Annotated in this window: 26 protein-coding genes; all 26 read left to right on the top strand. The window is 29.6% G+C overall.

Translation table 11 applies throughout. From position 1 onward, the window contains the following. The first annotated feature begins 18 nt into the window (after positions 1–18). The 26 genes from rfbC (at position 19) to neuB (ending at position 24,930) form a co-directional block, all read left to right on the top strand. Positions 19–567 (top strand): dTDP-4-dehydrorhamnose 3,5-epimerase, encoded by a 549-nt coding sequence (gene rfbC / locus J2W48_RS04470; RefSeq protein WP_310278681.1) that lies wholly within the window; start codon positions 19–21, stop codon positions 565–567. Further along, complete coding sequence (gene rfbD / locus J2W48_RS04465) at positions 567–1,412, top strand: dTDP-4-dehydrorhamnose reductase (protein WP_310278678.1); 846 nt, start codon at positions 567–569, stop codon at positions 1,410–1,412. Before rfbC ends, rfbD begins: the two co-directional genes overlap by 1 nt. A gap of 79 nt (positions 1,413–1,491) precedes the next feature. Then, entirely contained in the window at positions 1,492–2,376 is an 885-nt protein-coding gene (rfbA, locus tag J2W48_RS04460; RefSeq protein ID WP_310278675.1) for a glucose-1-phosphate thymidylyltransferase RfbA, read from the top strand. Positions 2,377–2,589: 213 nt separating this feature from the next. After that, positions 2,590–4,431: a polysaccharide biosynthesis protein gene (locus tag J2W48_RS04455; RefSeq protein WP_409025164.1), complete on the top strand. Its 1,842-nt coding sequence runs from the start codon at positions 2,590–2,592 to the stop codon at positions 4,429–4,431. Positions 4,432–4,580: 149 nt separating this feature from the next. Next, the gene (locus tag J2W48_RS04450) at positions 4,581–5,426 is read left to right on the top strand and encodes an ABC transporter permease (RefSeq protein WP_310278668.1); all 846 of its coding nucleotides are present in this window, start codon (positions 4,581–4,583) and stop codon (positions 5,424–5,426) included. Positions 5,427–5,429: 3 nt separating this feature from the next. Next, positions 5,430–6,632 (top strand): ABC transporter ATP-binding protein, encoded by a 1,203-nt coding sequence (locus J2W48_RS04445; protein ID WP_310278664.1) that lies wholly within the window; start codon positions 5,430–5,432, stop codon positions 6,630–6,632. A 43-nt stretch (positions 6,633–6,675) separates the two neighbouring features. After that, positions 6,676–7,752, top strand: a complete 1,077-nt coding sequence (locus J2W48_RS04440) for a DegT/DnrJ/EryC1/StrS family aminotransferase (RefSeq protein ID WP_310278662.1) — start codon at positions 6,676–6,678, stop codon at positions 7,750–7,752. Continuing rightward, positions 7,749–8,513 carry a hypothetical protein gene (locus J2W48_RS04435; protein WP_310278659.1) on the top strand — a complete coding sequence of 255 codons (765 nt, stop codon included), beginning with the start codon at positions 7,749–7,751 and terminating at the stop codon, positions 8,511–8,513. The genes J2W48_RS04440 and J2W48_RS04435 overlap by 4 nt, the downstream gene beginning before the upstream one ends. Next, on the top strand, positions 8,491–9,405 hold the full coding sequence (locus J2W48_RS04430; protein ID WP_310278656.1) for a hypothetical protein: 915 nt from the start codon (positions 8,491–8,493) through the stop codon (positions 9,403–9,405). Before J2W48_RS04435 ends, J2W48_RS04430 begins: the two co-directional genes overlap by 23 nt. Continuing rightward, a complete protein-coding gene (locus J2W48_RS04425; RefSeq protein ID WP_310278653.1) occupies positions 9,402–10,484 on the top strand; it encodes a methionyl-tRNA formyltransferase in 1,083 nt (360 codons plus the stop codon). Before J2W48_RS04430 ends, J2W48_RS04425 begins: the two co-directional genes overlap by 4 nt. Then, positions 10,477–11,154 (top strand): class I SAM-dependent methyltransferase, encoded by a 678-nt coding sequence (locus tag J2W48_RS04420; RefSeq protein WP_310278650.1) that lies wholly within the window; start codon positions 10,477–10,479, stop codon positions 11,152–11,154. The genes J2W48_RS04425 and J2W48_RS04420 overlap by 8 nt, the downstream gene beginning before the upstream one ends. Further along, positions 11,154–12,176, top strand: coding sequence for an ATP-grasp domain-containing protein (locus tag J2W48_RS04415; protein WP_310278647.1), 1,023 nt, complete (start codon positions 11,154–11,156; stop codon positions 12,174–12,176). The genes J2W48_RS04420 and J2W48_RS04415 overlap by 1 nt, the downstream gene beginning before the upstream one ends. A gap of 5 nt (positions 12,177–12,181) precedes the next feature. Further along, on the top strand, positions 12,182–13,111 hold the full coding sequence (locus J2W48_RS04410) for a glycosyltransferase family 2 protein (RefSeq protein ID WP_310278645.1): 930 nt from the start codon (positions 12,182–12,184) through the stop codon (positions 13,109–13,111). Then, positions 13,108–14,205: a glycosyltransferase family 4 protein gene (locus tag J2W48_RS04405; protein WP_310278642.1), complete on the top strand. Its 1,098-nt coding sequence runs from the start codon at positions 13,108–13,110 to the stop codon at positions 14,203–14,205. The genes J2W48_RS04410 and J2W48_RS04405 overlap by 4 nt, the downstream gene beginning before the upstream one ends. Before the next feature lie 22 nt (positions 14,206–14,227). Continuing rightward, the gene (locus tag J2W48_RS04400; protein ID WP_310278639.1) at positions 14,228–15,319 is read left to right on the top strand and encodes a glycosyltransferase WbsX family protein; all 1,092 of its coding nucleotides are present in this window, start codon (positions 14,228–14,230) and stop codon (positions 15,317–15,319) included. Continuing rightward, the gene (locus tag J2W48_RS04395) at positions 15,316–16,242 is read left to right on the top strand and encodes a glycosyltransferase family 2 protein (RefSeq protein WP_310278635.1); all 927 of its coding nucleotides are present in this window, start codon (positions 15,316–15,318) and stop codon (positions 16,240–16,242) included. The genes J2W48_RS04400 and J2W48_RS04395 overlap by 4 nt, the downstream gene beginning before the upstream one ends. Next, positions 16,232–17,077, top strand: a complete 846-nt coding sequence (locus J2W48_RS04390) for a hypothetical protein (protein ID WP_310278632.1) — start codon at positions 16,232–16,234, stop codon at positions 17,075–17,077. The genes J2W48_RS04395 and J2W48_RS04390 overlap by 11 nt, the downstream gene beginning before the upstream one ends. Next, entirely contained in the window at positions 17,074–17,658 is a 585-nt protein-coding gene (locus J2W48_RS04385) for an acyltransferase (protein ID WP_310278629.1), read from the top strand. The genes J2W48_RS04390 and J2W48_RS04385 overlap by 4 nt, the downstream gene beginning before the upstream one ends. Further along, entirely contained in the window at positions 17,655–18,503 is an 849-nt protein-coding gene (locus J2W48_RS04380; RefSeq protein ID WP_310278627.1) for a glycosyltransferase, read from the top strand. The genes J2W48_RS04385 and J2W48_RS04380 overlap by 4 nt, the downstream gene beginning before the upstream one ends. Continuing rightward, positions 18,500–19,402, top strand: coding sequence for a glycosyltransferase family 2 protein (locus J2W48_RS04375; protein ID WP_310278624.1), 903 nt, complete (start codon positions 18,500–18,502; stop codon positions 19,400–19,402). The genes J2W48_RS04380 and J2W48_RS04375 overlap by 4 nt, the downstream gene beginning before the upstream one ends. A gap of 16 nt (positions 19,403–19,418) precedes the next feature. Further along, a complete protein-coding gene (locus tag J2W48_RS04370; protein WP_310278621.1) occupies positions 19,419–20,321 on the top strand; it encodes a glycosyltransferase family 2 protein in 903 nt (300 codons plus the stop codon). A 2-nt stretch (positions 20,322–20,323) separates the two neighbouring features. Then, positions 20,324–21,280, top strand: coding sequence for a glycosyltransferase family 2 protein (locus J2W48_RS04365; RefSeq protein ID WP_310278618.1), 957 nt, complete (start codon positions 20,324–20,326; stop codon positions 21,278–21,280). Further along, positions 21,264–22,274 (top strand): glycosyltransferase family A protein, encoded by a 1,011-nt coding sequence (locus J2W48_RS04360; protein ID WP_310278615.1) that lies wholly within the window; start codon positions 21,264–21,266, stop codon positions 22,272–22,274. Before J2W48_RS04365 ends, J2W48_RS04360 begins: the two co-directional genes overlap by 17 nt. A 3-nt stretch (positions 22,275–22,277) precedes the next feature. Continuing rightward, positions 22,278–23,195, top strand: a complete 918-nt coding sequence (locus tag J2W48_RS04355) for a glycosyltransferase family 2 protein (RefSeq protein ID WP_310278612.1) — start codon at positions 22,278–22,280, stop codon at positions 23,193–23,195. 9 nt (positions 23,196–23,204) lie between these two features. Beyond that, a complete protein-coding gene (locus tag J2W48_RS04350) occupies positions 23,205–23,873 on the top strand; it encodes an acylneuraminate cytidylyltransferase family protein (RefSeq protein ID WP_310278609.1) in 669 nt (222 codons plus the stop codon). Between the two features lie 16 nt (positions 23,874–23,889). Continuing rightward, the gene (neuB, locus tag J2W48_RS04345) at positions 23,890–24,930 is read left to right on the top strand and encodes an N-acetylneuraminate synthase (RefSeq protein ID WP_310278606.1); all 1,041 of its coding nucleotides are present in this window, start codon (positions 23,890–23,892) and stop codon (positions 24,928–24,930) included. Positions 24,931–24,934: the final 4 nt, after the last annotated feature.

Below are 24,934 nucleotides of genomic sequence, written 5' to 3'. Positions count from 1 at the left end.
GAATTAATATATTATAGTATGAAAATTGAAGAGACATTTATAAAAGATTTGGTTATTATTGAGCCAATAATTTTTGGAGACGAAAGAGGCTATTTTTTTGAATCTTACAGCAAAACTAAATTTATAAATTTAGGAATTGATATAGAATTTGTTCAGGATAATCAATCTTTTTCAAAAAAAGGAACTTTAAGAGGACTTCATTATCAAAACCCGCCATTTGCACAAACTAAACTTGTTCGTGTTTTAGAAGGAGAGATTATTGATGTTGCTGTAGATCTAAGAAAAGATTCTCCAACTTATGGAAAAGCTTTTAGCATTTTGCTTTCTGCTGAAAATAAGAAACAATTGTTAGTGCCGCAAGGTTTCGCTCACGGTTTTTCGGTTGTCAGCGAGACTGCTTCAGTGATGTATAAATGTGATCAGTTTTATAACAAAGCTTCAGAGGGAGGAATTAAATTTGATGATCCATCACTAAATATTGATTGGGGATTGAATTTAAATGACGCAATTGTGTCAGAAAAAGATCAGGTTCTTCCTTTTATTGAAAATTGTAACAGCTTATTTTAATGGAGAGAATTCTTGTAACAGGAGCAAATGGACAATTAGGGTCTGAACTTGCTGTTTTATCATCAAATTATCCTCAATATGAATGGGCTTTTGCTGATAGAATTAAAATTACTTTAGATGATTTAGAAACTCTTCGGGTTCAGTTAGAAGGAATTAAGCCCCGCATAATCTTTAATTGTGGTGCTTATACTGCAGTAGATAAAGCAGAATCAGAAAAAGAATTGGCTTTTACCGTAAATCATTTAGCTGTAGAAGTGATCGCTAAATATGCTAAAGAAAATAACGCAAAATTAATTCATATTTCTACTGATTATGTGTTTGATGGTTCTTCTTCAATAGCTTTAAATGAAGAAGCAGAAACAAATCCAATAAATGTTTATGGCGTTAGTAAACGAGCTGGTGAAGTAGCTTGTTTGAATGAAAATCCTAATTCTATTATAATTAGGACTTCATGGGTTTATAGTAAGTTTGGAAATAATTTTGTAAAAACGATGCAACGATTAATGGAGGAAAGAGATGAAATTAATGTAGTAAATGATCAAATTGGTTCTCCAACTTACGCTGCAGATCTTGCAGTGGCAATGATGGATATTCTTGAATCATTAAAGTGGGAGCCCGGGATTTACAATTTTTCAAACGAAGGGGAAATAAGTTGGTACGAATTTGCGTTGGCAATAAAAGAACTTGGAGGATATAATTGTATTATTGGCGGTATTCCATCAGCATCCTATCCAACACCGGCCAGACGTCCGGAATTTTCATTATTGGAAAAAAAGAAAATTAAAGAAGTTTATAAAGTGAATGTTCCTGATTATAAAGAAAGTTTAAAGAAAATGTTTATATAAATTATTATTAGATTTAAGGTGAAATTTCGTTTACAAAATGAAATCCAAATTAAAATCTAAAATCATAAAATTTAGATCTATGAAAGGTATAATATTAGCCGGAGGTTCTGGCACCCGATTGCATCCATTAACACTAGCAATGAGTAAGCAAATGATGCCTGTTTATGATAAACCAATGATTTACTATCCATTGTCAACCTTGATGATGTCAGGAATAAACGAAATATTGATTATCTCTACTCCGCATGACTTACCCAATTTTAAAAAATTATTAGGAGATGGTTCTAGTTTAGGTTGTAAATTCAGTTATGCAGAACAAGCGGTTCCAAATGGTTTGGCACAGGCTTTTGTGATTGGAGAAGAATTTATTGGAGATGATAATGTTGCGCTTATATTAGGGGATAACATATTTTTTGGGTCTAATATGCAAGAGCTTTTAAAATCAAATACAAAACCTGACGGTGGAGTTGTTTTTGCTTATCATGTTTCAGATCCTGAACGTTATGGTGTAGTAGAATTTGATGAAAATTTGAATGCCATATCAATTGAAGAAAAACCAGAGCAGCCAAAGTCTAATTTTGCAGTTCCAGGGTTATATTTTTATGATAACTCAGTTGTTGAAATTGCTAAGAACATTAAGCCAAGTGCTCGTGGAGAGTATGAAATAACTGATGTGAATAAAGTGTATTTAGAACGAAAGGATTTAAAGGTTGGGATTTTAAGCAGAGGCACCGCCTGGCTGGATACAGGGACTTTTAACAGTTTGATGCAGGCTGGACAATTTGTTCAGGTACTTGAAGAAAGACAAGGCTTAAAAGTAGGATGTATAGAAGAAATAGCCTGGAGACAAGGATTTATAAATGATGCACAATTAGAAAAACTTGCATTGCCATTAGTGAAATCCGGATATGGGTCTTATTTAATTGATTTTTTAAAACAAAAGGAGAAGGGGGTTAAAATTTAATTTTCATGAAGAAATAATCTTTTAAAAACTTTAATTTGTATTTTTGTTATCATACTAATTCTACAATACAAAACAAACTAAACAAAATTGAATACAAACGAGCCAAACAAAATAAGATCCTTATTTCATATTTTTTTTTCGCCAAGGAATTTAAGGGCAAATATAAATAACCTAAGTTACTTGCCTAGATGGATTATTGTGGCTATTGATGTAATGGTTCTTGCTTTTTCATTCACTTTTACCTATATGTTGTTTGAAGGAACAGCATTAGGGTATATTATTACTTCTCATCATTTTTATTTTGTCACTAGTTTAATTATTGTAAATGTTTTTTTCTTTTGGTTATTTAGAACATATTCAGGAATTATTAGACATTCTTCCTATATAGATGCTATTAAGCTTTTATTTTCTCAAATGTCGGTTTTGGTTTTTTTCTTGTTTTTCAATTTAATATTTGAATTATATGCAGGTCATAAAGCCTTTTTAAATACAGCACTATTTATTAATCTTGTACTTTCTTTTTGTGGATTGTTTTTATATCGTGTGATTGTCAAACAAACATTTGAAATTTATTTCTCCGAAAAAACTAATTCTAAATTAATAAGAACTGTAATTTATGGAACTGATGCTAACGCTATTTCAGTTGCTAATGCTTTAAAATTTGAAACTCCATCCCGTTTTAAGATTGTTGGTTTTGTTGATAAAAACAGTCAAAACGCTTCTAAAAGGATGTTGGATTTACCCATCCTGATTCAAAAGAAAAAGCTTCCTGCTTTAATGCGTTCTGTAGCCGCTGAAGGGGTTATTATAGCTGATAAAAGTTTGTCTAAAGAAGATCAGTTGATTATTGTTGATCAATGTTTAGAATTTAATTATAGGGTTTATACAGTCCCTTTAATTTCAGATTGGGAGAATCAAAAAGAAATTTCACAAAAAGTAAAAAATATTCAGATTGAGGATTTACTGGAAAGAAAACCAATTGTACTGGACAGTAAGTTAATTTCCAAACAATTAAAAGATAAAGTAATACTTATTACTGGTGCAGCAGGTTCTATTGGGAGTGAAATAACAAGACAGGTTTTAGGGTTCAATCCGAAGATGATTATTATTTTGGATCACGCCGAAACCCCACTGCATCATTTATGTTTGGAAACATTGACATTAGATTCTAAAACCAAGATAAGAGCTGTGATTGCAGATGTTAAAAGTAAATCGGCTCTGGAAAAAGTTTTCAAAGATTATCGTCCTCAAGTGGTTTTTCACGCAGCAGCTTATAAACATGTTCCTTTGATGGAAGAAAATCCTTCACAGGCGATATTAACAAATGTTAAGGGAACAAAAAACCTGGCTGATTTATCCTGTAAATATAAGGTAAAGAGATTTGTAATGGTTTCAACAGATAAAGCGGTTAATCCCAGCAATGTTATGGGAGCCAGTAAAAGAATTGCAGAGAAATACGTGCAGTCTTTGTTTTTAAAAAACCAAAAAGAAAAAGTAGAAGGGGTTACAAAATTTATTACAACCCGTTTTGGAAATGTTTTAGGTTCAAATGGCTCCGTTGTTCCTTTGTTTACGAAACAAATTGCAGAAGGTGGTCCAGTTACTATTACCCATCAGGATATTATTCGCTATTTTATGACTATTCCTGAGGCATGTCAATTGGTACTCGAAGCCGGAGCAATGGGCAACGGAGGTGAGATTTATATCTTTGATATGGGCAAGCCGGTAAAAATAATTGATCTGGCTAAAAAAATGATCAAATTAGCAGGATTCATACCTGAAAAAGAAATAAAGATAAAAATTGTAGGTTTGCGACCAGGAGAAAAACTTTATGAGGAATTGTTAAATGATACTTCGAAGACATTACCTACTTATCATAACAAAATCATGATTGCACAGGAAATACAAGACGAGTATGAGAACCTGCATATAGAAGTCGATGAGTTAATAGGTATTGCCAACTATTATGATAATGATGATATTGTAACTAAAATGAAAAAAATTGTACCGGAATTTAAAAGTATGAATTCTGCTTTTGAGGTTTTGGATAAATAATTTATACTCATAAATTATTAAAGGTGTTTTTATTAAACACCTTTTTACTTTTAGGCAAATTACACAGGAATAAAAATCTTGTTGATTATACTATAGCAACTTAATTATTAATTACTTTTTAAATAATATTATTAATCCTGAATTTTTAAATGGAACTAAAGACAACAGTCTATCAAAAAGAAAATAATAGCAATACTGTTAAACTTTTAAAAGAAAGTTTTAATGATATGGTGATTTCCCGTTTTTTAGCAAAGCAGCTTGCAGTTAGGGATATCAAGGCACAATATCGCCAATCATATTTAGGTGTTATTTGGGCATTTATCACACCGTTGACTACTGCTTTGGTTTGGGTTGTCTTAAATAAATCAGGAACTATTTCAGTCACAGATACAGGCATTCCATATCCAGTTTATGTTTTTTCAGGTACTTTGCTTTGGTCTATTATTACAGAATCCATTAATGCACCGATGATGAATACAAATGCCGCAAAAGGGATACTTTCTAAAATTAATTTTCCGAAAGAAGCTTTAATTGTTTCGGGTGTTTACAAACTATTATTAAGCAGTCTTATGAAAATAGCATTATTGATGTTTTTTTTATTTGCCTATGGAGTTGGCTTCCATTCTTCTATTCTTCTTTTTCCTTTAGCATTTTTAGGGGTTATTTTTTTTGGGACAACAATTGGTTTATTCCTTACGCCTTTGGGAATGCTTTATAATGATATTGGAAAAATAATTACTATGGGACTCAGTTTTTTGATGTATGCAACACCAGTGGTTTATGCAATTCCTAAAACAGGTTTCTTAAAAACCATTATGGAAATTAATCCTCTAACACCATTAATTCTAACATCGAGAGATTTGTTGATGGGACAAAATTCACAATATACTATGTATTATCTTGTAATTATGATAGCATGCGTTCCGTTGTTTTTTTTCGGATTAATATTTTATAGAATTTCGATTCCTATTATTGTTGAACGAATGAGTGCTTAGATTATGATAGACAATGAAGTATTAGTAAAAGTAGAACATCTTTCAAAAAAGTTTTGTAAAGACCTTAAAACTAGTTTATGGTATGGGGTTAAAGACTTATATGATAATATATGGGGTAACAAAAATGAACGTTTTTTACGTCGAGATGAGTTTTGGGCTGTTAAAAATATAAATTTCGAACTAAGACGAGGTGAATGTTTAGGTCTTATTGGTCATAATGGAGCAGGAAAATCTACTTTGTTAAAAATACTAAACGGACTTATTAATCCTGATGAAGGCAAAGTAACTATTAAAGGCAAAGTTGGTGCACTGATTGAACTTGGTGCCGGTTTCAATCCTATCTTAACAGGTCGCGAAAATATTTACAATAATGGAGCAGTTTTGGGTTTTACCAAAAAGGAAATCAATTCTAAAATTGAAGAAATTATTGATTTTGCAGAAATTCGTGAATTTATAGATATGCCCGTGCAAAACTACAGCAGTGGTATGAAGGTACGTTTAGGTTTTGCTGTTGCTGCCCAGATGAAACCAGATGTATTAATTATCGATGAGGTTTTAGCAGTAGGCGATTTAGGATTTGTATTGAAATGTTTTAAAACTATTGATACTATATTGCCAGAAACTGCTATTATATTTGTCTCTCATAGTATGCCCATGGTGTCCCGAATATGTAATCAAATTATACTCATGGAACATGGGAAGACAGAGTTTCAAGGCAGTGATGTAGGCAAAGCAATTGATCTTTATTATAGTCGTTTTGCCCAAAATGAGTCTAATGCAGTATTTGATGATGGCAGCCTTGCTTTGGAAAAAGTTGAGGTTTTTAATGCAGTTTATGAGAAGAATATTCCACAATTAAAATGGGGAGAAGATCTTGAATTATATTTTAAGCTGAGGATAAAAGTGCCGGTAAATAGCCTTGATTTTAGTATTATTATTAATGATAAGGAACAACGAGCGGTGGGTGTATTAGAAAGAAATCAAGAATCTTTAAATCCGGATCCGGATAATACAATTGTTGAATTTAAAATAATGCATCAGAATTTGCAATTTTCGAAGGGACTCTATACATTAAGTTTAGCCGTTAGGGATAAAACAACAAAAATACCGATACTAAGAATTAATGATATACTTACTTTTCAGGTTTCACATCCCGAAGAAGTTTGGGAACCTTTTCTGCTTAAATCTAAGTTTGAAACAATATAATTAAGTAATCTCAAATTATTTAGTTACGAAATTAACCATAAAAATGATAAATGTTACCAAAACTTTTTTGCCATCAATTGAAGAATATAACAAATATCTGCAGCGTGCCTGGGATAATCAGTGGATTACTAATCGGGGCAAATTAGTCAAGGAATTAGAAGAGAAATTAGAAAATTATTTGTCTGTATCAAATATTATACTAACCAACAATGGTACTGTACCTCTACAAATTGCTCTAAAAGTATTAGGTAATCAAGGTGAAATAATAACAACTCCTTTTAGTTATGTAGCTACTACAGCAGCAATAGTTTGGGAGAATTGTACTCCTGTTTTTGTAGATATCCATCCAGAATATCTAACAATTGATGAAACTAAAATTGAAGCTGCTATTACTGATAAAACAACAGCTATTTTAGCAACCCATGTTTTTGGGAATCCATGCAATGTTGAAGTAATAGAAATAATAGCAAAAAAATACAACTTAAAAGTTATTTATGATGCAGCACATTGTTTTGGCGTAAAATATAAAGATAAATCTATTTTTGATTATGGTGATGTAAGTACCTGTAGTTTTCATGCTACAAAATTATTTCATAGTGGAGAAGGCGGAGCTATGTTTGCCAAAGATAAAGATTTGCTGCATCAGTTATTTTATAGTCATAACTTTGGACATAATGGAGCACTTGCTTTTCATGGTCTGGGAATTAATGGTAAAATGTCTGAACTGCACGCTGCAATGGGATTAGCTGTTTTGCCGTATATCGAGAATATAATCGACGAAAGGAAAAAAGTAGTAGATTTTTATTATAAGACCCTTAATTTCTCTAAAGTCAATACTTTTAAAATCAGAGAAAACACACAGTGGAACAATAGTTATTATCCTCTTATTTTTAAAAACGAAAATCAATTGCTTCAAACTCAAAAAATATTAAATGAGAAACAAATCTTTCCAAGAAGATATTTTTATCCATCTTTAAATACAATTGAATATGTAAAAGGCGTGCAAATGCCAATTTCTGAGAGTATTGCATCACGAATATTGTGTTTGCCTTTGTATTTGGGGTTAAAAGAAAGTGAATTAGATTTAATTGCAAGTTTAATTAATTCTCAAAATAGATGAATTTAAAAATACCTAAAGGTTTAGAGAGTAAATCAATTGAAATTTTTGCAATAGTTTTATTCTTGGCATTGATTATTAATTTAAAACAAAGTAATTATTTGTTTGAAGTTTTTAGTGATTCAAGAAAAATTCAATTATTACTTTTTACTCATCTCTTAATAATAATATTATTATTAGTCTTTGTTCTTATAAAAATTTATAAGAAAACTAGTTTTTTAGTGAAGCTGTATAATTTTTTTTTAAAACTTGATATTCCAAAAGGTGCCAAAATAGCTATTTGTGTAGTTTTTGTTGGGAACGCAATGTCTATAATTTTAGCAAAACCATTATATCCTTTTTATGATGTTGGTATGTTTCGCTGGAATACATCTTTTAAGGCTAAAAGCGAGATTGTTTATAACCCCAAATATTATTATTATAAGAATGGTATTGTCAAAATATTGGATATAAGAAAAGAAAGTTTTTATTTTTTATCAGAACATTTGGGATTAGGATATACACATGAATTTACATTTGCAAGTACCTATCATAACAAGGCTCAAAAAGATAATTTTGAGTTTATAATGTCGGAACTGAGAGAGAGAGGGATAGATACAATATGGGTTGGAATTCATGCTGTAAATTATAAAACGAAAAAAGTTTGGTTCAATCCAAATATTTGCAATGCTATAAATATCAACAATAATCCAAATTTACATTATGGGCCAATTTTTATTCCAGAATACCAAATAAAAAAGTGTGATGAACATAGATTACATTAAGGAGAATATTTTTAGTAGAATGCAACTTCCAGGTTCAGCATTGCAACTTGCCCTGTTTAGAATTGCCTTAGGTTTACAAATTTTGTATTCTTCAAGTAGTAAGTTATTACATCTTTTGTTAGTTGTCGACGGAACTAAACAAACTAAAACTATATTTCCGCAGTTTCTTGACAATATAGTAGAAGTTATTGCTGTTCCGTATCTCCAGGGCATCGTTCAAGTATTAAGTGTTTTTCTTGTTTTAGGCTTGTTTACAAGAATAATACTTCCTGTTTTGTTTGTAGCTTTTTTATTGCTATTTGGTTTTTGGTATAACCATTTTAACGCCCCCGTACCTTGGCTTTATATTTGGTTTCCACTTTTAATAATGTGTTTTTGTAGATCAGCAGATACCTTATCCTTAGATAAGTATTTTAAGACAGCAAATTCTAATAATGAACTTCCGAATAATGTTTATAGATGGCCAGTTGAAGTTATATCGGGTTGGTTTGCTTATATTTATTTTGCTGCCGGACTTGCAAAGATTTTTCCTGTTTCAAAGGGTTTGAGTTGGTTAAATGGAGGCACAAGCCAGGAAATTATTTATGATAGATTTTTGGATAGCGCTTTTTATTATATATTTGGAAAGCCTCTTTTTGATTATTCTTCAAATGGTTTAGTATTTGGATTATTGTCATTCAGTTCATTAATAATTGAATTGCTTTGTGTTTTAATTTTTTTTACCAACAGGTATAATTATTTATTGATTTTTTTAGTAATATCAATGCATTTTTTTTTATACTTAACAGGTGTACCTGGTTTTATGCAAACTGCACTTGTTTTGAGTATTTGTTTGGTAAATAGTAAAGTTTTTAATTTAGTAAGCCATCAGTTGAATTATAAAAAAATATGAAGATATTTTATGTGACAAGGCATTTCAATCATAGTGGGTATATTTTATTAGAGAAACTAATAGAAAGGGGATTTAATATTGAAGCAGTTTTATTGCATAAAAATAAAGATAAATGGAGAGTTAGATTCTTTCGTTTTTTTTTAATTTTTTTATATAAGGTAAAATGTCTCTATTATCGTTGTCAGCCACTGAGAACAATTAACTCTGAAGAGTTTCTTGCAAAGAAATATGATATTCCTATTGTTTGGGCAGAAAGCATTAAATCTGACTCTTTTTTTAAAGAGTTAAGTAGGATAAATCCAGACATCATTGTTTTAGGAGGTGGCTGGCATGAACTTATACCACAAAGAGTATATTCTTTTCCTAAATTGGGCTGTTTGAATACCCATCCATCCCTTTTGCCTGAATTTAGAGGGACTTCTATAACTAGGTGGCAAGTATTATATGGAATAGAGAAATCAGGATCAACAATTCATTATGTTGATGGAACATTTGACACTGGAGGAATTTTAGCACAAAAAGAGTTTAAGATGAGTAGTGAAATAACACCACAACAGTTATTTTATGAGTTAGGTCATATTGGTGCAGATATAATGGTTCCGCTATTAAAAGAAATTGAAAAACATGGTAAAAAACAAACTTTTCATGTTGAGCATAATCCTATATACTACCATTATTACAAAAAATGGCAGTGGAATGAAGCGCACTTATTAATCGATTGGGCTAAATCACTTAAAAGTATTCATTATCATATTTTAGCTAACACTCAAGAAAGTTTTCAATATCTTGGACCTTATTTTGAATACAATAAAAAAAAATATATTGTGAGAGAAACCGAACTCTTGAATATAGGGAAAAATGAAAAAAAATATTTGGAGAATAAATATGAGTCTAATCTTTATGTGTTTTCAATTGACAATAAATCCAATATTTATATTCTGAAAAAAAACTGTGAATTTGTTCTTAAAATAAAAAAAATACAGAAATTTGATAAGTATTATAAATATAGGCGATCTTACCCAGCTAATATTTTATTAAAGATGAATAAAGACCAATTATTTAAAAAACTAAATGAATAAAACCAGAGCATCTCAAGAAAAAATTTATAAAGAACTTTATGAAAAACATGCGGGGACACCTATGGCAGTAAGTTCAGAATCCTTAAACCATAAAAAGTTGAGATTTAGTAAAATATGCGAAATTTTTAAAGAGGATGATAAATTTAGTGTGCATGATGTTGGAATGGGAATTGCAGATTTAAATGTTTTTATAAAAGAAAATTTTTCGGAAAAAGAGGTTGTTTATTCGGGGTCAGAAATTTTAAAAGAATTTGTTCAGGATTCTAAAGAACGTTTTCCAGAATTGGATTTTTTTCATAGAGATATAGCTGAATCATTTTTTCAAGACAAATATGATTATCTTTTGATGAGTGGTGTTTTTCATCAACGAAGGGAAACTTCTATACGTGATTGGGAAAAATTTTCTCAAAACATTCTTAAAAATTCTTTCGAAATGTGTAATAAAGGTATTGCATTCAACTTTATTTCACCATTTGTAGATTTTTATCAAACTCAGGTGTACTACTCAAATATGCCCAAGCTTATAAATTTTATTAATGATGAATTGAGCCGGTTTTTTGAGATTCGACATAATTATGCACTGTTTGAGTTTACAGTATTTGTATATAAAGAAGAATTTATAAAATCACGTTATCCTCAAGAAGAGTTTAGTAAATATTTTAAAATATAATGAATGTCTTATTAACAAGTGCTGGCAGAAGAAATTATATGGTTGAGTATTTTAAAGAAGCACTTAAACCTTACAAGGGAAAAGTTTTTGCAATAAATAGTGACTTAGACTCTCCAGCACTTTGGATAGCTGATTATTCAGCTAAAAGCCCTTTGATTTATGATAATGAGTATGAGATGTTTTTGCTTAATTATTGTGTTGAGAATAAAATTAATGTAGTTATTTCGTTGTTTGATATAGAGCTTCCTGTTTTATCAAGACTCAAAGATAAGTTTGCATCTTCCGCAATAACTATAATAGTAGCTGATACTTGGTTTACAGATATCGCAAATGATAAGTGGAAAACTTATTTATTTCTTAAGGAAAATAATTTTGAAGTGCTGCCAACCTATCAAAATCAGTTTGATTTTTTGGATGCATTTGATAAAGGTTTGATAGATTTTCCAGTTTACATAAAACCAAGATGGGGTATGGGGTCAATTTCAGTTTTTAAAGCGGATAATATGGTGGAACTCAATTTTTATTATGAGAAGGTAAAAAAAGAAATACAAAATACATATTTGAAATATGAAAGTGATAAGGATACTGATAATTCAATTTTGATTCAAACTGCTTTAAAAGGAGAAGAGTATGGTTTAGATGTTATAAATGATTTGAACGGAAACTATTGCTGCACCATTGTAAAAAAAAAGCTTATGATGCGTTCAGGCGAAACGGATTCTGCAATTACTGTAAACGAACCAGTTTTAGAAGCAATTGGTAAAAAATTAGCTGTATTATCAAAACATCCAGCTAATATGGATGTGGATGTTTTTTTTGACGGAACAACTCCTTCAGTTTTAGAGTTTAATCCTCGTTTTGGGGGAGGTTATCCTTTTAGTCATCAAGCAGGGGTTAACTTGCCAAAAGCAATTATAAAATGGTATTTGAATGAAAAAATTGAAAAGGAATTATTGAAACCAAAAATTGGAATAAAATCGATGAAAGGCATTAGTATTATTACTGAAGAAAATATTTTTTAGAATTTATGAAAACAGAAAATTTATCTTCAATACAAAATAATTTCTATAATAACCAAGATGTAACGTTAAGTATAATTGTAACATGCTTTAACTATGAAAAATTTATTGCCCAAGCGATAGATAGCTTTTTAATGCAAAAAACAAATTTTAAAGTTGAGATCCTAATAAATGATGATGCTTCAAAAGATAGAAGTGTTTCAATTTTAAAAGAATACGAAAGGAAGTTTCCAAATTTGTTTAGAATTTTTTATCAAAAGGAAAACCAATACTCAAAAGGAATAAAACCTTGGTTTGATATTTTATTTCCTGAAGCCAAAGGTAAATATATTGCCTTATGTGAAGGAGATGATTACTGGACTGATCCTTATAAATTACAGAAACAAGTTGATTTCCTAAAAAACAATCCTGAGTTTTCAATGAGTTTTCATGATGCATTCGTAGTAAAAAATGATGTTAAATTATATAAATATGTAAGTAAAAACAAATCTGTTTTTACTATTGAAGATTTATTTGAAAAACATTTTATACCCACAGCGAGTATTGTTTTTAAAAATAATCTTCAAATTCCAGATTGGTATTCTAAAGTGCAAAGCGGAGATAAATTACTTCTTTTTCTACTTGCACTAAAAGGAAATATAAAATACTTAAATGAAGTAATGTCTGTCTACAGATTACATGAAGGTGGGATATCCAATACTCATTTTGGAATAAAGAAAGTTTATGATAGTGCTTTGTTATTAAATTTAGTTGACATGGAAACAAATTATAAGTATAATAAAAATTGTCATGCATCATTGTTTTATGAGATAGAAACACATTTGAGCAATAAGATTAAACTTTCTTCTGAAATAGAAATTAAAAACATCAGGATAAGACTTTTGATAAATGAGATTATTAGAAGATTATCAAAAAAAATCCAATTTTTTTTTAAATGAAAATATTATTTATTTCTCATGATGCATCAAGAACTGGAGCACCAATTTTATTATTAAATCTAGCTAAATTAATTTTAAATTTTAATGAACATGAAGTCACATTTCTTTTGAAAAATGGAGGAGTCTTAGAGACTGATTTTAGTTCTATTGCTCCCACTTATTTTTTAAAAAATAAACAAAAGAGAAGTAGGTTGTCATTTTTGTTTAGAATAAAAAAAAGTATTATCGAAAACCATTTGTTTTTAAATAGTTTCGATCTCATTATTTCAAATACAATTACTAATGGTGATATTTTAGAAATAATAAAAAAAACATATCAAGGAAAAATAATTAGTTATATACATGAACTTGAAATTGCATCAAAAACTTTTTCAAATGAACAAAATATATTGAAACTAATACAAAATTCAACTAGATTTTGGGTTCCGTCCTCTATTGTAAATAATTATTTAAAAGATAAATTAAAAATTGATCAGCATAATATTTTTACAATGCCTTATCATATCCCTAATTATTCATCTGAAATAAAACTAAAAAAAATAAAAAAAGAGTTTATAGTTGGTGGCTGTGGCACTACTGATTGGCGGAAAGGGGCTGACTTGCTTATTGTAATTGCAAAACAACTATTCTTAAAATATCCTGATGTTTCCATTGTCTTTCGATGGGCGGGAGCAAATTCTGGAATTCAATTGGATAAATTAAATTATGAAATAGGAAAAAGTGAATTGACTAACAAAGTTTTTTTTGAATTTTCAAGTTCAGATTTAAATGATTTTTATAATTCTATCGATCTACTACTATTACCTTCAAGGGAAGATCCATATCCGCTTGTTATTCTTGAAGCAGCAAAATTCAATATTCCTTCAATTTGCTTTGATTCAGTTTGCGGAAGTAAAGATTTTATATTAGATTCTAGTGGAGGGATAATTGTACCTTTTCTAGATATTGAGGGAGTTATTCAGGCAATTATAAATCTTTACAATGATACGGAATATAGAAATAAATTAGGCGAGAATGCAAATTTTTATCTTAATTCAACACATTCTAATGATGAATTTGTTTATGATATATTTAAAGAACTTATAGAAAAGTAATTTTTTTTACTAATAGCGCGTCATGTCACATAAAATTAAACCCATTGCGATTTATTTGCCACAATTTCACCCTATTCCAGAAAATGATCGCTGGTGGGGAAAAGGTTTTACAGAATGGACCAATGTTACAAAAGCTAAACCAAAATATAAAGGACATTATCAACCACATCTGCCTGCAGATTTAGGTTTCTATGATCTGCGACTTGAAGAAGCAAGATTAGCTCAGGAACAATTGGCAAAAGATTATGGTGTTCATGGCTTTTGTTATTATCATTATTGGTTCAACGGAAAACGCATTCTGTATGAACCGTTAGACAGAAAATTAAAAAATAGTAAAGAAGATTTACCTTTTATGATGTGTTGGGCCAATGAAAACTGGACCAGAGCTTGGGATGGTGGAATAAAAGATGTTTTACTGGAACAAAACTATTCTGAAGATGATGATAGACAACATATAAGCTTTCTATTGTCTTTTTTTAAAGATGAAAGATATATAAGAGTTAATGACAAACCTTTCTTTATTTTTTATAAACCAGATTTATTTCCTAATATGGCTCGGACAATAGCTATATTTAGGGAGGAAGCCTTGAGAGAAAACTTAGAATTATATTTGGGGTGTTTTGAACGTTGGAATGGATGGAAGAAAGAAAAGATGGATGAGTTTGATTTTGATGCAATAATTGAATTTCAACCTTTATCGAATTCAATGTGTGAATTTAAAAAGTTGTTAGAAAAAAGAAAGATTTTGAAACGAATTCAAAATAAATTCCGCAAAAAATTAAAATTGGAACCTAAAATAATACTTGCTGATTTAAGAGTAAATTATAAGGAATTCATAAACTTTGATATTCAAAACGTTAATAAGGGAGTTTATCCAGGGGTTACACCAATGTGGGATAATTCATCTCGCCGAGTAGGACAAAATGCGACTATGCTTGTTAATAGTAGCCCAGATTTATTTAAATTTTGGTATCAAAACAAAACTAAGGTAAAAAATTTTGAAGGCTTAGATGAAAATTTCATATTTATAAATGCTTGGAATGAATGGGCAGAGGGTAATCATTTAGAGCCTTGTCAAAAATGGGGGACAAAATATCTTGAGGCACTATTATGAAGATATTTGTTGTAATAGTAACTTATAATGCGATGAATTGGATTGAAAAATGCTTGTATAGTATTTTAAATAGTTCAACACCATTAGAAATTATAGTTATCGATAATGGTAGTAGTGATGGGACAAGCGAGTTTATAGAGGCTAATTTCAATATGGTTTACGTTTATAATCAAAATGAAAATTTAGGTTTTGGAGCCGCTAATAATATAGGTTTAAATTTAGCATTAGAAAATGGAGGTGATTATTTCTTATTGCTTAATCAAGATGTTTATGTAAAACCAGATACAGTTGAAATATTAATAAATGCAATGCAATCCAATATTGATTATGGAGTTTTGAGCCCAATTCATTTAAATGGGAATGGAGACGAAATTGATTTGTATTTTCAAATTTATTGTGGGCCTAATAATTGTAAGAATTTTTATTCCGATGTTTATTTAAAAAAAGAATTGAAATCAATTTATGAACTTCCATTTGTGAACGCAGCGGTTTGGTTACTTTCTAGGAAAACATTAGAAATCGTTGGAGGTTTTAATCCTTACTTTTTTCATTATGCGGAGGATAATGATTATTTAAACCGATGTAGATATCAAAAGATGAAAATAGGAATTGTTCCGGAAGCCATGGCTTTTCATGATAGAATTTTGAAAAACAGGTCTTATGATTTAAAAACTTTTGTAAATAGTAATGATGTAAAATTGATGGATCCTAATAGAAATATTTCTGTAAATAGAATGTTGAAAATGACATTGAAAGGTATTTTAAAATCAATAATAAATACAAACAGATTCTATTTTAAAAGTAATATTTTTTATTTAAGAAAGCTTATAAAAAATGCTAATCTAATAAAAGAATATAAGGAAGCGAGTAAAGCTAATAATTTTACTTTCCTGAAAGTTAAACTCAATTTAAATGGAAAATAAATGCTTTAAAGTTTTGGCAGTATTAGTTAATTATGGAAGTGAACAACTCCAGTATTTAGAACAAGTTGTTAATGAGTTAAAAAGTTTTAAGAAATTTGAAGTAACAGTGATTGTTAATTCCAATATAGATTTGGATATAAAAGGCATTGATAAGGTTAATCTGTTTACTTTAGATAATTATCAATTGTTGCCATTAACATGCAGAGAAACTATTTGGGAAAATAAAGACCAATTTGACTTGTTTGTTTATGGAGAGAACGATCATCTATTTTTAGAAAGTCATATCGATAGGCATATAAAATATTCAGCTATTTTACCTAAAAACAGAATACCGGGCTTAGTGCAATATGAAGAGGAAAATAATCAGATCTATTACCCAGGATATCATTCAGGTTTTGAATGGGATTTTGATACTGTTGAAATATACGGAAATAAACGTTTTGCCTTTTTTAACAATTTGCATCAGGCGACTTTTATATTAACTAAAGAACAGCTTTTAAAAGTTTCACAAAAAGTAAAATTTACTGAACTCGTAAATGAAGACGATCCAAAGCTAATTTTGTTCATTAAAAGAGGGATTAAAAAAATATTTAAAATAGATTTATTCAGGATAAAATTATATAGTGAAAAATGTAAAGTAAATACAGATGTTTTTCTATACGGAGGAATGAAAAAGATGATTTGCATATCTGAGTTTGAAGATAATTTGATTCACCATCTTCCAAATTTATATATACAAGGCAGTAAAGGAAGAAAAAAGTTTAGTGCAGATTCTATGAGGATGAAAGAAGCGATTAATAAATTAATGACTGCTAAACCTAGAAGAAAAATATGAAGAAGCTGTTACTGACCTTATTTAATAGATTACTGGCATATAAACAAAAAGTAGAATTGGCTGAGGTAAAAGATAAATTTAAGAGCCTTGGAGTAAATTTTAAAATAAAAAAAGATTATAGTATTTATAATCCTCAGTATATAGAAATAGGAGATGATTTTAAAGCTTTAGAAAGATTTCGAATTGAAGCTATTGATAATTTTGGTGATCAAACATTTACCCCAACTATTAAGATAGGAAATAATGTAAATTTTAATACTGATATGCACATAGGGTGCATTAATTCCATAATAATTGGAGATAATTGTCTGTTTGCAAGCAGGATATTTATAAGTGATCACAATCATGGAGAAACAACTAAAGAAATGTTACAATGGTTTCCTATGAAACGACCTTTACTATCTAAAGGCCCTATTGTTATTAAAAATAACGTTTGGGTAGGAGAAGGAGTTGCTATAATGCCAAATGTAACAATTGGTGAAAACTGTATAATTGCAGCAAATGCTGTAGTAACTAAAGATGTTCCTCCAAATTGTATTGCAGCAGGCGTGCCCGCTGAAATAATAAAAGAGATTCAATGATATCAATAATTATTTGCAGCAGAACAAGTACAATTAATTCAATTTTATCTGAAAACATAAATAGCACAATAGGTTGTGTTTATGAATTGATCATTATTGATAATTCTACAAACCAGTATTCGATATTTGAAGCATACAATATTGGAATAGCAAAAAGCAAAAATAATCTGCTTTGTTTTTTACATGATGACATTCTCATATATACAAATAATTGGGGAGTTTTATTGATCGATCTTTTTAATAAAAATAAGACAATAGGATTGATAGGAGTGGCAGGAGCAAAAGTAAAAACCAAAATGCCATCAGGATGGTGGGATTGTCCTCATAATCAAAAAGCAGTTAATTTAATTCAACACTTTAGTACTGAAAGAAAAGTAACATGGGATTATGGTTTTGAACAAGAAAATAATGTAGAAGTTGCAGTGATTGATGGCGTATTTATGGCCATGAGAAAAAATGAAACTATTCAATTTGATTCTAAGATAAAAGGATTTCATAACTATGATTTGAGTATATCCCTGAATTTTAAAAAGAATGGCTATAAAATAATCGTAACAAATCAAATCTTAATAGAGCATTTTTCTCTTGGGAAACTAGATCAAAATTGGCTAAAAGCAATTTTCAAATTTCATAAGATATATAGCGAATACCTTCCCGTTACCACAAGATCAGCCAACGATACTAAAGAAATTAAAAAGCTGGAGCTTAAAAATGCAACAAAATATATAAAACAAATTTTAGGCTTAGGATTTAACAGAATAACGATCAGTCTTCTTTTAGATTTTTTTATCATTTCATTAAAATCAGGTGTATATAAAGAATATTTAAAGAAAATATCAAAATGATGCTGGCGATAGTAATTCCATACTATAAAAAAGTTTTTTTTGAAGAGACACTAATGTCTTTAGCAAAACAAACAGATCAGAGATTTAAGGTTTATATTGGAGATGACGCCAGTACTGAAAATCCTGAAAAATTATTATCCAATTACAAAAATCAATTTGATGTTATATACCATCGTTTTAGAGAGAATCTGGGTAAAAAATCTTTAGTACAGCAGTGGGAACGATGCATAGAACTAACTGAAAATGAAGAATGGATAATGATTCTAGGAGACGATGATTTTTTAGAAGAAACAGTTATAGAATCTTGGTACAAACACTATGATGCGTTTATTGAAAAATCAAATGTAATCAGGTTTGCAACAAAATCTGTAAACATGAAATTGAATAAGGTTAGCGATTTGGTTGTACATCCATTATGGGAGAAAGCAACAGATTCTTATTACAGAAGATTTAAGGGTTTGACCAGAAGTACACTTTCAGAATATATATTCTCAAAAGAAATTTTTATGAAATATAGATTCCATAATTTTCCATTGGCCTGGCATAGCGATGATGCTGCGTGGTTAACTTTCGCTGATAATAAACCAATTTATACTATAAATGATAGTAATGTGTTTATTAGATATTCAGCATTTAGTATATCTGGAAATAAATTGGATCAGGGTTTGAAAAATTTAGCATGCGAAAAATTTTACTCAGAATGTATTTATAAAAACATAACGTGCTTTGATAAAAAACAAAAAACAGATTTAACATTAGAATATGAAAAAGCCATTAAGAAGAATCGAAAACTAAAAACTAAAGAATGGTTGAGCTTATTGAGGTTTTACTTTTTAAACACTGAGTTTTTACTTTTTTTAAAATGTATCAGAAGGTTTATTTTGAGTTTGTTCTCATAAATTTAAGAAAATATAAATGTTAGCAATTGTTGTTCCCTATTATAAATATACTTTTTTCGAAACTACTTTAAAATCTTTAGCAAATCAAACTAATAAAAATTTTAAAGTTTATATTGGCGATGATTGCAGTACAGAAAATCCAATGAATCTTTTGGAAAAGTATAAAAGTCAAATTGATTTTGTATATCAAAAATTTGACAATAATCTTGGAAAAAATTCATTAGTACAACATTGGGAACGATGCTTAAATTTATCTGACGCAGAAGAATGGTTTGTTATTTTGGGCGATGATGATGTTTTGGCAGATAATTATATTGAAAGTTTCTATAATAACATTCCTATTTTTAGTCAGGAATATAATGTTGTAAGATTTGCAAGTTGTAATATTGATGAAAATGGAAAGCAAACATCAATATTATTTCAAAATCCGGTTATTGAAAGCTCTGTTGATTTTTTTTTCAAAGAAAGAAGATCGTCTTTAAGTGAATATGTATTTAATAAAAAAAAGGCTTCAGAAACTGGTTTTAAAGATTTTCCTTTAGCCTGGTGTACTGATATTTTAGCGGTCTTAGAAATATCAGATTTTGGTAACGTTTATACAATTAATGATTCAATCGCCTATATACGTGTTTCAGATAAAAGTATCTCAGGAAACAAAAAACTGGATAAATTAAAAAGCCAAGCTGCCTTTGATTTTTTACATTATCTACTAGTATTAGATAAGGAAGTTTTTAACACTTTTCAAAGAAATGAATTATTGAAAGAGATAAAGGGAATTTATATAAATGATAAAAAAAACATTAATTTTTTCTTAAGGCTATCTAACTACTTTGTTATCAGGTTTTTGTTTCAGGAGTATTTTAATTTTCTCAAACAAATTTTTAGGAGTTTAAACAAAAGTGCAAAATCTGGAAAATAGTTATGTTAAGTAAAAATCCACTGGTATCTATAATAATTCCCACTTATAATCGGGCTGGCGTAATAAGTGAAACACTTGAAAGTGTACTTTTACAAACATATCAGCATTGGGAATGTATCATAATAGATGATAGAAGTAATGATAATTCGGTTGAAATAATTGACAGTTATGTTAAAAAAGATCCTCGATTTACATTTATTGTAAAAAATAAAGGTCAAAAAAAAGGAGCAAGCGCTTCAAGAAATATTGGGCTCGATAATTCAAAAGGAGATTACATTCAATTTCTTGATTCAGATGATCTTTTACATTCAGAAAAAATTGAAATTCAAGTAGCTCAACTAAATGAAAATGATAGATTTACCATTAGTACTTGTAAATGGGAAAGATTTGAAAGTTTAATAGAAGAGATTAAGGAGTTTTATAATAAAGCAGATTACAGAAACTTTGATGACACAGGGGAATATTTTAAAACAATTGGAAAATATGGTGGGTTTTTCCCCCCGGAGGTATTTTTAATTTCTCGTGATATAATCAATTTTTCAGGTTTTTGGAACGAGAGTTTAACAAACAATGATGATGGAGAATTTTTTTTCCGGATTATATCGAATGCCTCAAAAATAATTTTTGAAGAAAAGGCGATTGTATATCATAGAAAAGTTGTTCAGGGTAATGAAAATTTAAGCGAACTTGATTCTCATGAAAAATTATATAGTTTGATTAATAGCTGGAAAATTATTGAAGCTTTGTATGTAGTTCGTTATAAAGATGAAAATTCTGATTACATCAATAAAAAGAAAGAAGCAGTTTATAATTCTCTTAAACAGAAATACAAATTTATAATCGAAGAGAATAATTTCTTTTTTAAAAACCAGATTAAGCATGATAATTTACTGTTGAAATTAAAAAAACTAATAAAAAAAATAAAGCTAAGACTTAATAAACATGCGGGTAGGATATAATCCACATAAAGATAAAAAACAAGAAGATTCAGAATATTTACACCAGATAATCATTCCGGTATATATTCCTAATCACGAAGGATATTTCAAGGATAGTCTCTCAATTCTGAAATTATGCTTACAATCCTTATTCGCAACGATACATAATAAAACGTGTATAACAATTGTAAATAACGGAAGTGATATAATTATTGTAAATTATTTAGATTCACTTCTAAAAGAAAATAAGATTCAGGAACTTATTCATACCCAAAATATTGGAAAACTAAATGCCATACTAAAAGGATTAGCCGGGAATAATATAGAATTGGTTACCATTTCTGATTCAGACGTGCTATTTTTAAACAATTGGCAAAAAGAAACAGTTAATGTTTTTAAAACAGTTCCAAAAGCTGGAGTTGTTGGAATTGTGCCTCAGTTCAAAATGTACGAAAGTAATTGCGGCAATATATTATTTGATACAATCCTTAGTTCAAAACTTCAATTTATCCCTGTAAAAAACAAAGAAGCTTTAATACGTTTTTATGATAGTTTGGGTTGGGATAGAAACTACAATCAGGATTATATTGAATATAATTTAGGGCTTAAAATTAATAGCAATCAAAATGTTTTGTTAGGTTCCGGCCATTTTGTGGCAACTTATAAAAAAGATATTTTTAACGAAATAATAAGTTACATCCAATTTAAAATGGGTGGTACAAGTGAAGAATATCTAGATAAAATGCCACTTAAAAAAGATTATTGGCGTGTAACAACGCAAGATAATTATGCCTTTCACATGGGAAACACTTTAGAAAACTGGATGATTGTTCCTCAAAATTTACAAGAAAATATTGAGCAATTAAAATACAGTTTTAAGAAAAACAAAAAAATAAGTCCATTTTTATACTGGATAAAAAATAAGCTTTTCGTAAAGTTTATTTCGATAAAAGTATTGATAAAGTTGTTTCTAAAGTGGAAAAAGTTACCTAAAGGAATGATTTCAAAATATTAATAAATGACATTTACTTCCAAAGAATTTTCAATATTAATTACGACCAAAGATCGAAAAGATGATCTGGCTCTTACATTGCGTAAAAGTCAGTATCTATTAGATAGGGAAGATGTCAAATTTATTATTTGTGATGATGGATCAACAGACGGCACAGATATATTTATTCAGAAAGAGTATCCTAATATTCAATTCATTCGAAATACACAAAGCAAAGGATTAATTTTTAGCAGAAACAGATTAATGGATCTGGTTAGTACCGAATTTGCCATTTCTATTGATGATGATTTGCATTTTATTACTCAAAATCCTTTAGAAATTATTAGAAATGCTTTTAATGAAAATTCCAAAATTGGTTTGTTCGGTTTTAGGGTTTTTTGGAATCCTCAGGAACCCAAAATAAATAGTTCTGATGAGGTTTCACATCGTATGAAAAGTTTTGTTGGATGTGGTCACGTTTGGCGAATGAGTGCCTGGCTAGATATTCCTAATTATCCCGACTGGTTTATTTTTTATGGAGAAGAAGATTTTGCATCCTATCAGTTATTTAAAAAAAAATGGGAGATTCATTATTTGCCAGAGGTTTTAGTGAATCATAGAGTAGACATAAAATCCCGTAAAAAAAATACAGATTATAGTTTACGTTTGCAACGATCATTACGAGCCGGCTGGTATTTGTATTTTTTATTTTATCCGATTAAGATAATCCCGCGAAAATTAGCATATTCTATTTGGATGCAACTGAGATTAAAAATTTTTAAAGGCGATTTGAAGGCATTAAAAGCTATGCTGTTAGCCCAGTTTGATTTGTTGATTTCAATTCCGAAAATTATTAAAAACGCAAACAGATTATCATTAAAAGAATATCAGGAATATCAAAAATTAGAAGAAACAAAAATCTATTGGAAACCAGAAGATAAATAATTTAGTCAAATGAAAACTATTGCAATTATTCCAGCTCGGGGGGGATCTAAACGACTGCCTCAAAAAAATATAAAATTACTTGGTGAAATTCCCCTCCTTGCCCATAGTATTTTATATGCTAAAGCCAATAAGGAGATCATTGATGAGGTTTATGTTTCGACCGATGATGAAGCTATAAAAAATGTTGCTTTAGAGTTTGGGGCAAAAGTCATCAATAGACCTGAAAGTATTTCAGGCGACTTAGAGCCTACAGTTTCGGCTTTAAAAAATGTTCTGGAACAAATTACTGATGAGGTTGAGAATGTTGTTTTATTACAAGCTACAAATCCGCTTCGCCCAAAAAAAATGTTGCATGAAGCATTTGATATTTATCAAAAAGAAAATTGCAATAGTTTATTTACAGTTTCCAGAAATCATCAGAAATTCGGAAAAATAGTCAACCAAAAATTTGTGCCATACAATTATGAAATTGGACAAAGAAGTCAGGAGTTAGAGCTGCTTTTTTTTGAAAATGGGTTGCTTTATATTACAAAAGCTGCATTGATTCTTGAAAATATAATTATAGCCGAAAATGCATTTCCTTTCAAAATAGATTCTATTTTTGCCTATGTCGATATCGACACTCAGGACGATTTTGATTACGCAGAATATTTATACCATAAACATATAAAATCTTAAATTCATAACCTACTTTATGAACCCATTTATAGAAATTGCAGGACGAAAAATTGGACCAGATTTTCCTCCATTAGTTATTGCCGAAATAGGAATTAACCATGAAGGCTCTTTGCAGGTTGCCAAAGAAATGGTAGATGCTGCAAAAAGAACAGGAGTTGAAGTTGTTAAACATCAAACTCATATTGTGGAAGATGAAATGAGCGGAGCCGCTAAAAAAGTAATTCCCGGTAATGCCAATGTTTCTATTTATGAAATTATGGAACGTTGCTCACTTAATGAGGCTGATGAACTCGAACTAAAAAAGTATGTCGAAAGCAAAGGAATGATTTTTATTTCGACGCCATTTTCCCGTGCTGCCGCAGAAAGATTGAAGAAATTTGATATTCCAGCTTACAAAATAGGTTCAGGAGAATGTAATAATTATCCATTATTAGAACATATTGCTTCATTTGGAAAACCTGTAATTTTGAGTACAGGCATGAACACGATCGAAAGCATACAAAAAGCAGTGGCTATTTTCGATAAACATAATATTCCGGTGGCCCTTTTGCATACGACAAATTTGTATCCAACACCTATTCATTTGGTTCGCTTTGGTGCAATGGTTGAGTTGCATGAAGCATTTCCCGGTAAAGTTTTTGGGTTAAGTGATCATACATTAAATAACAATGCCTGTTTAGGGGCAGTAGCTCTTGGCGCAAGTATTTTAGAAAGACATTTTACAGATCATATGCAACGCACAGGTCCGGATATTGTTTGCAGTATGGACGAAAAAGCTTGTCAGGAACTGATAATTTCAAGTGCTGAAATAGCTTTGATGCGCGGTGGAACCAAAAAACCGGCATTGGAAGAACAAGTAACAATAGATTTCGCTTTTGCTACCGTTTGCGCAATTGCTTCAATTAAAAAAGGCGAAAAATTATCTAAACAAAATATTTGGGTAAAACGTCCGGGAACAGGGAAAATCTTAGCAGAACATTTTAATGATTTAATAGGTAAAATTGCATCTAGGGATATTAATAATGATGAGCAATTAGATTTTACTGATTTCGAGTAAAGTA

Source organism: Flavobacterium piscis (assembly GCF_031457575.1).
Classification (GTDB): domain Bacteria; phylum Bacteroidota; class Bacteroidia; order Flavobacteriales; family Flavobacteriaceae; genus Flavobacterium; species Flavobacterium piscis_A.
Note: the sequence above shows the minus strand (reverse complement) of the source record. Positions and strands in the feature narration are given on the sequence as shown.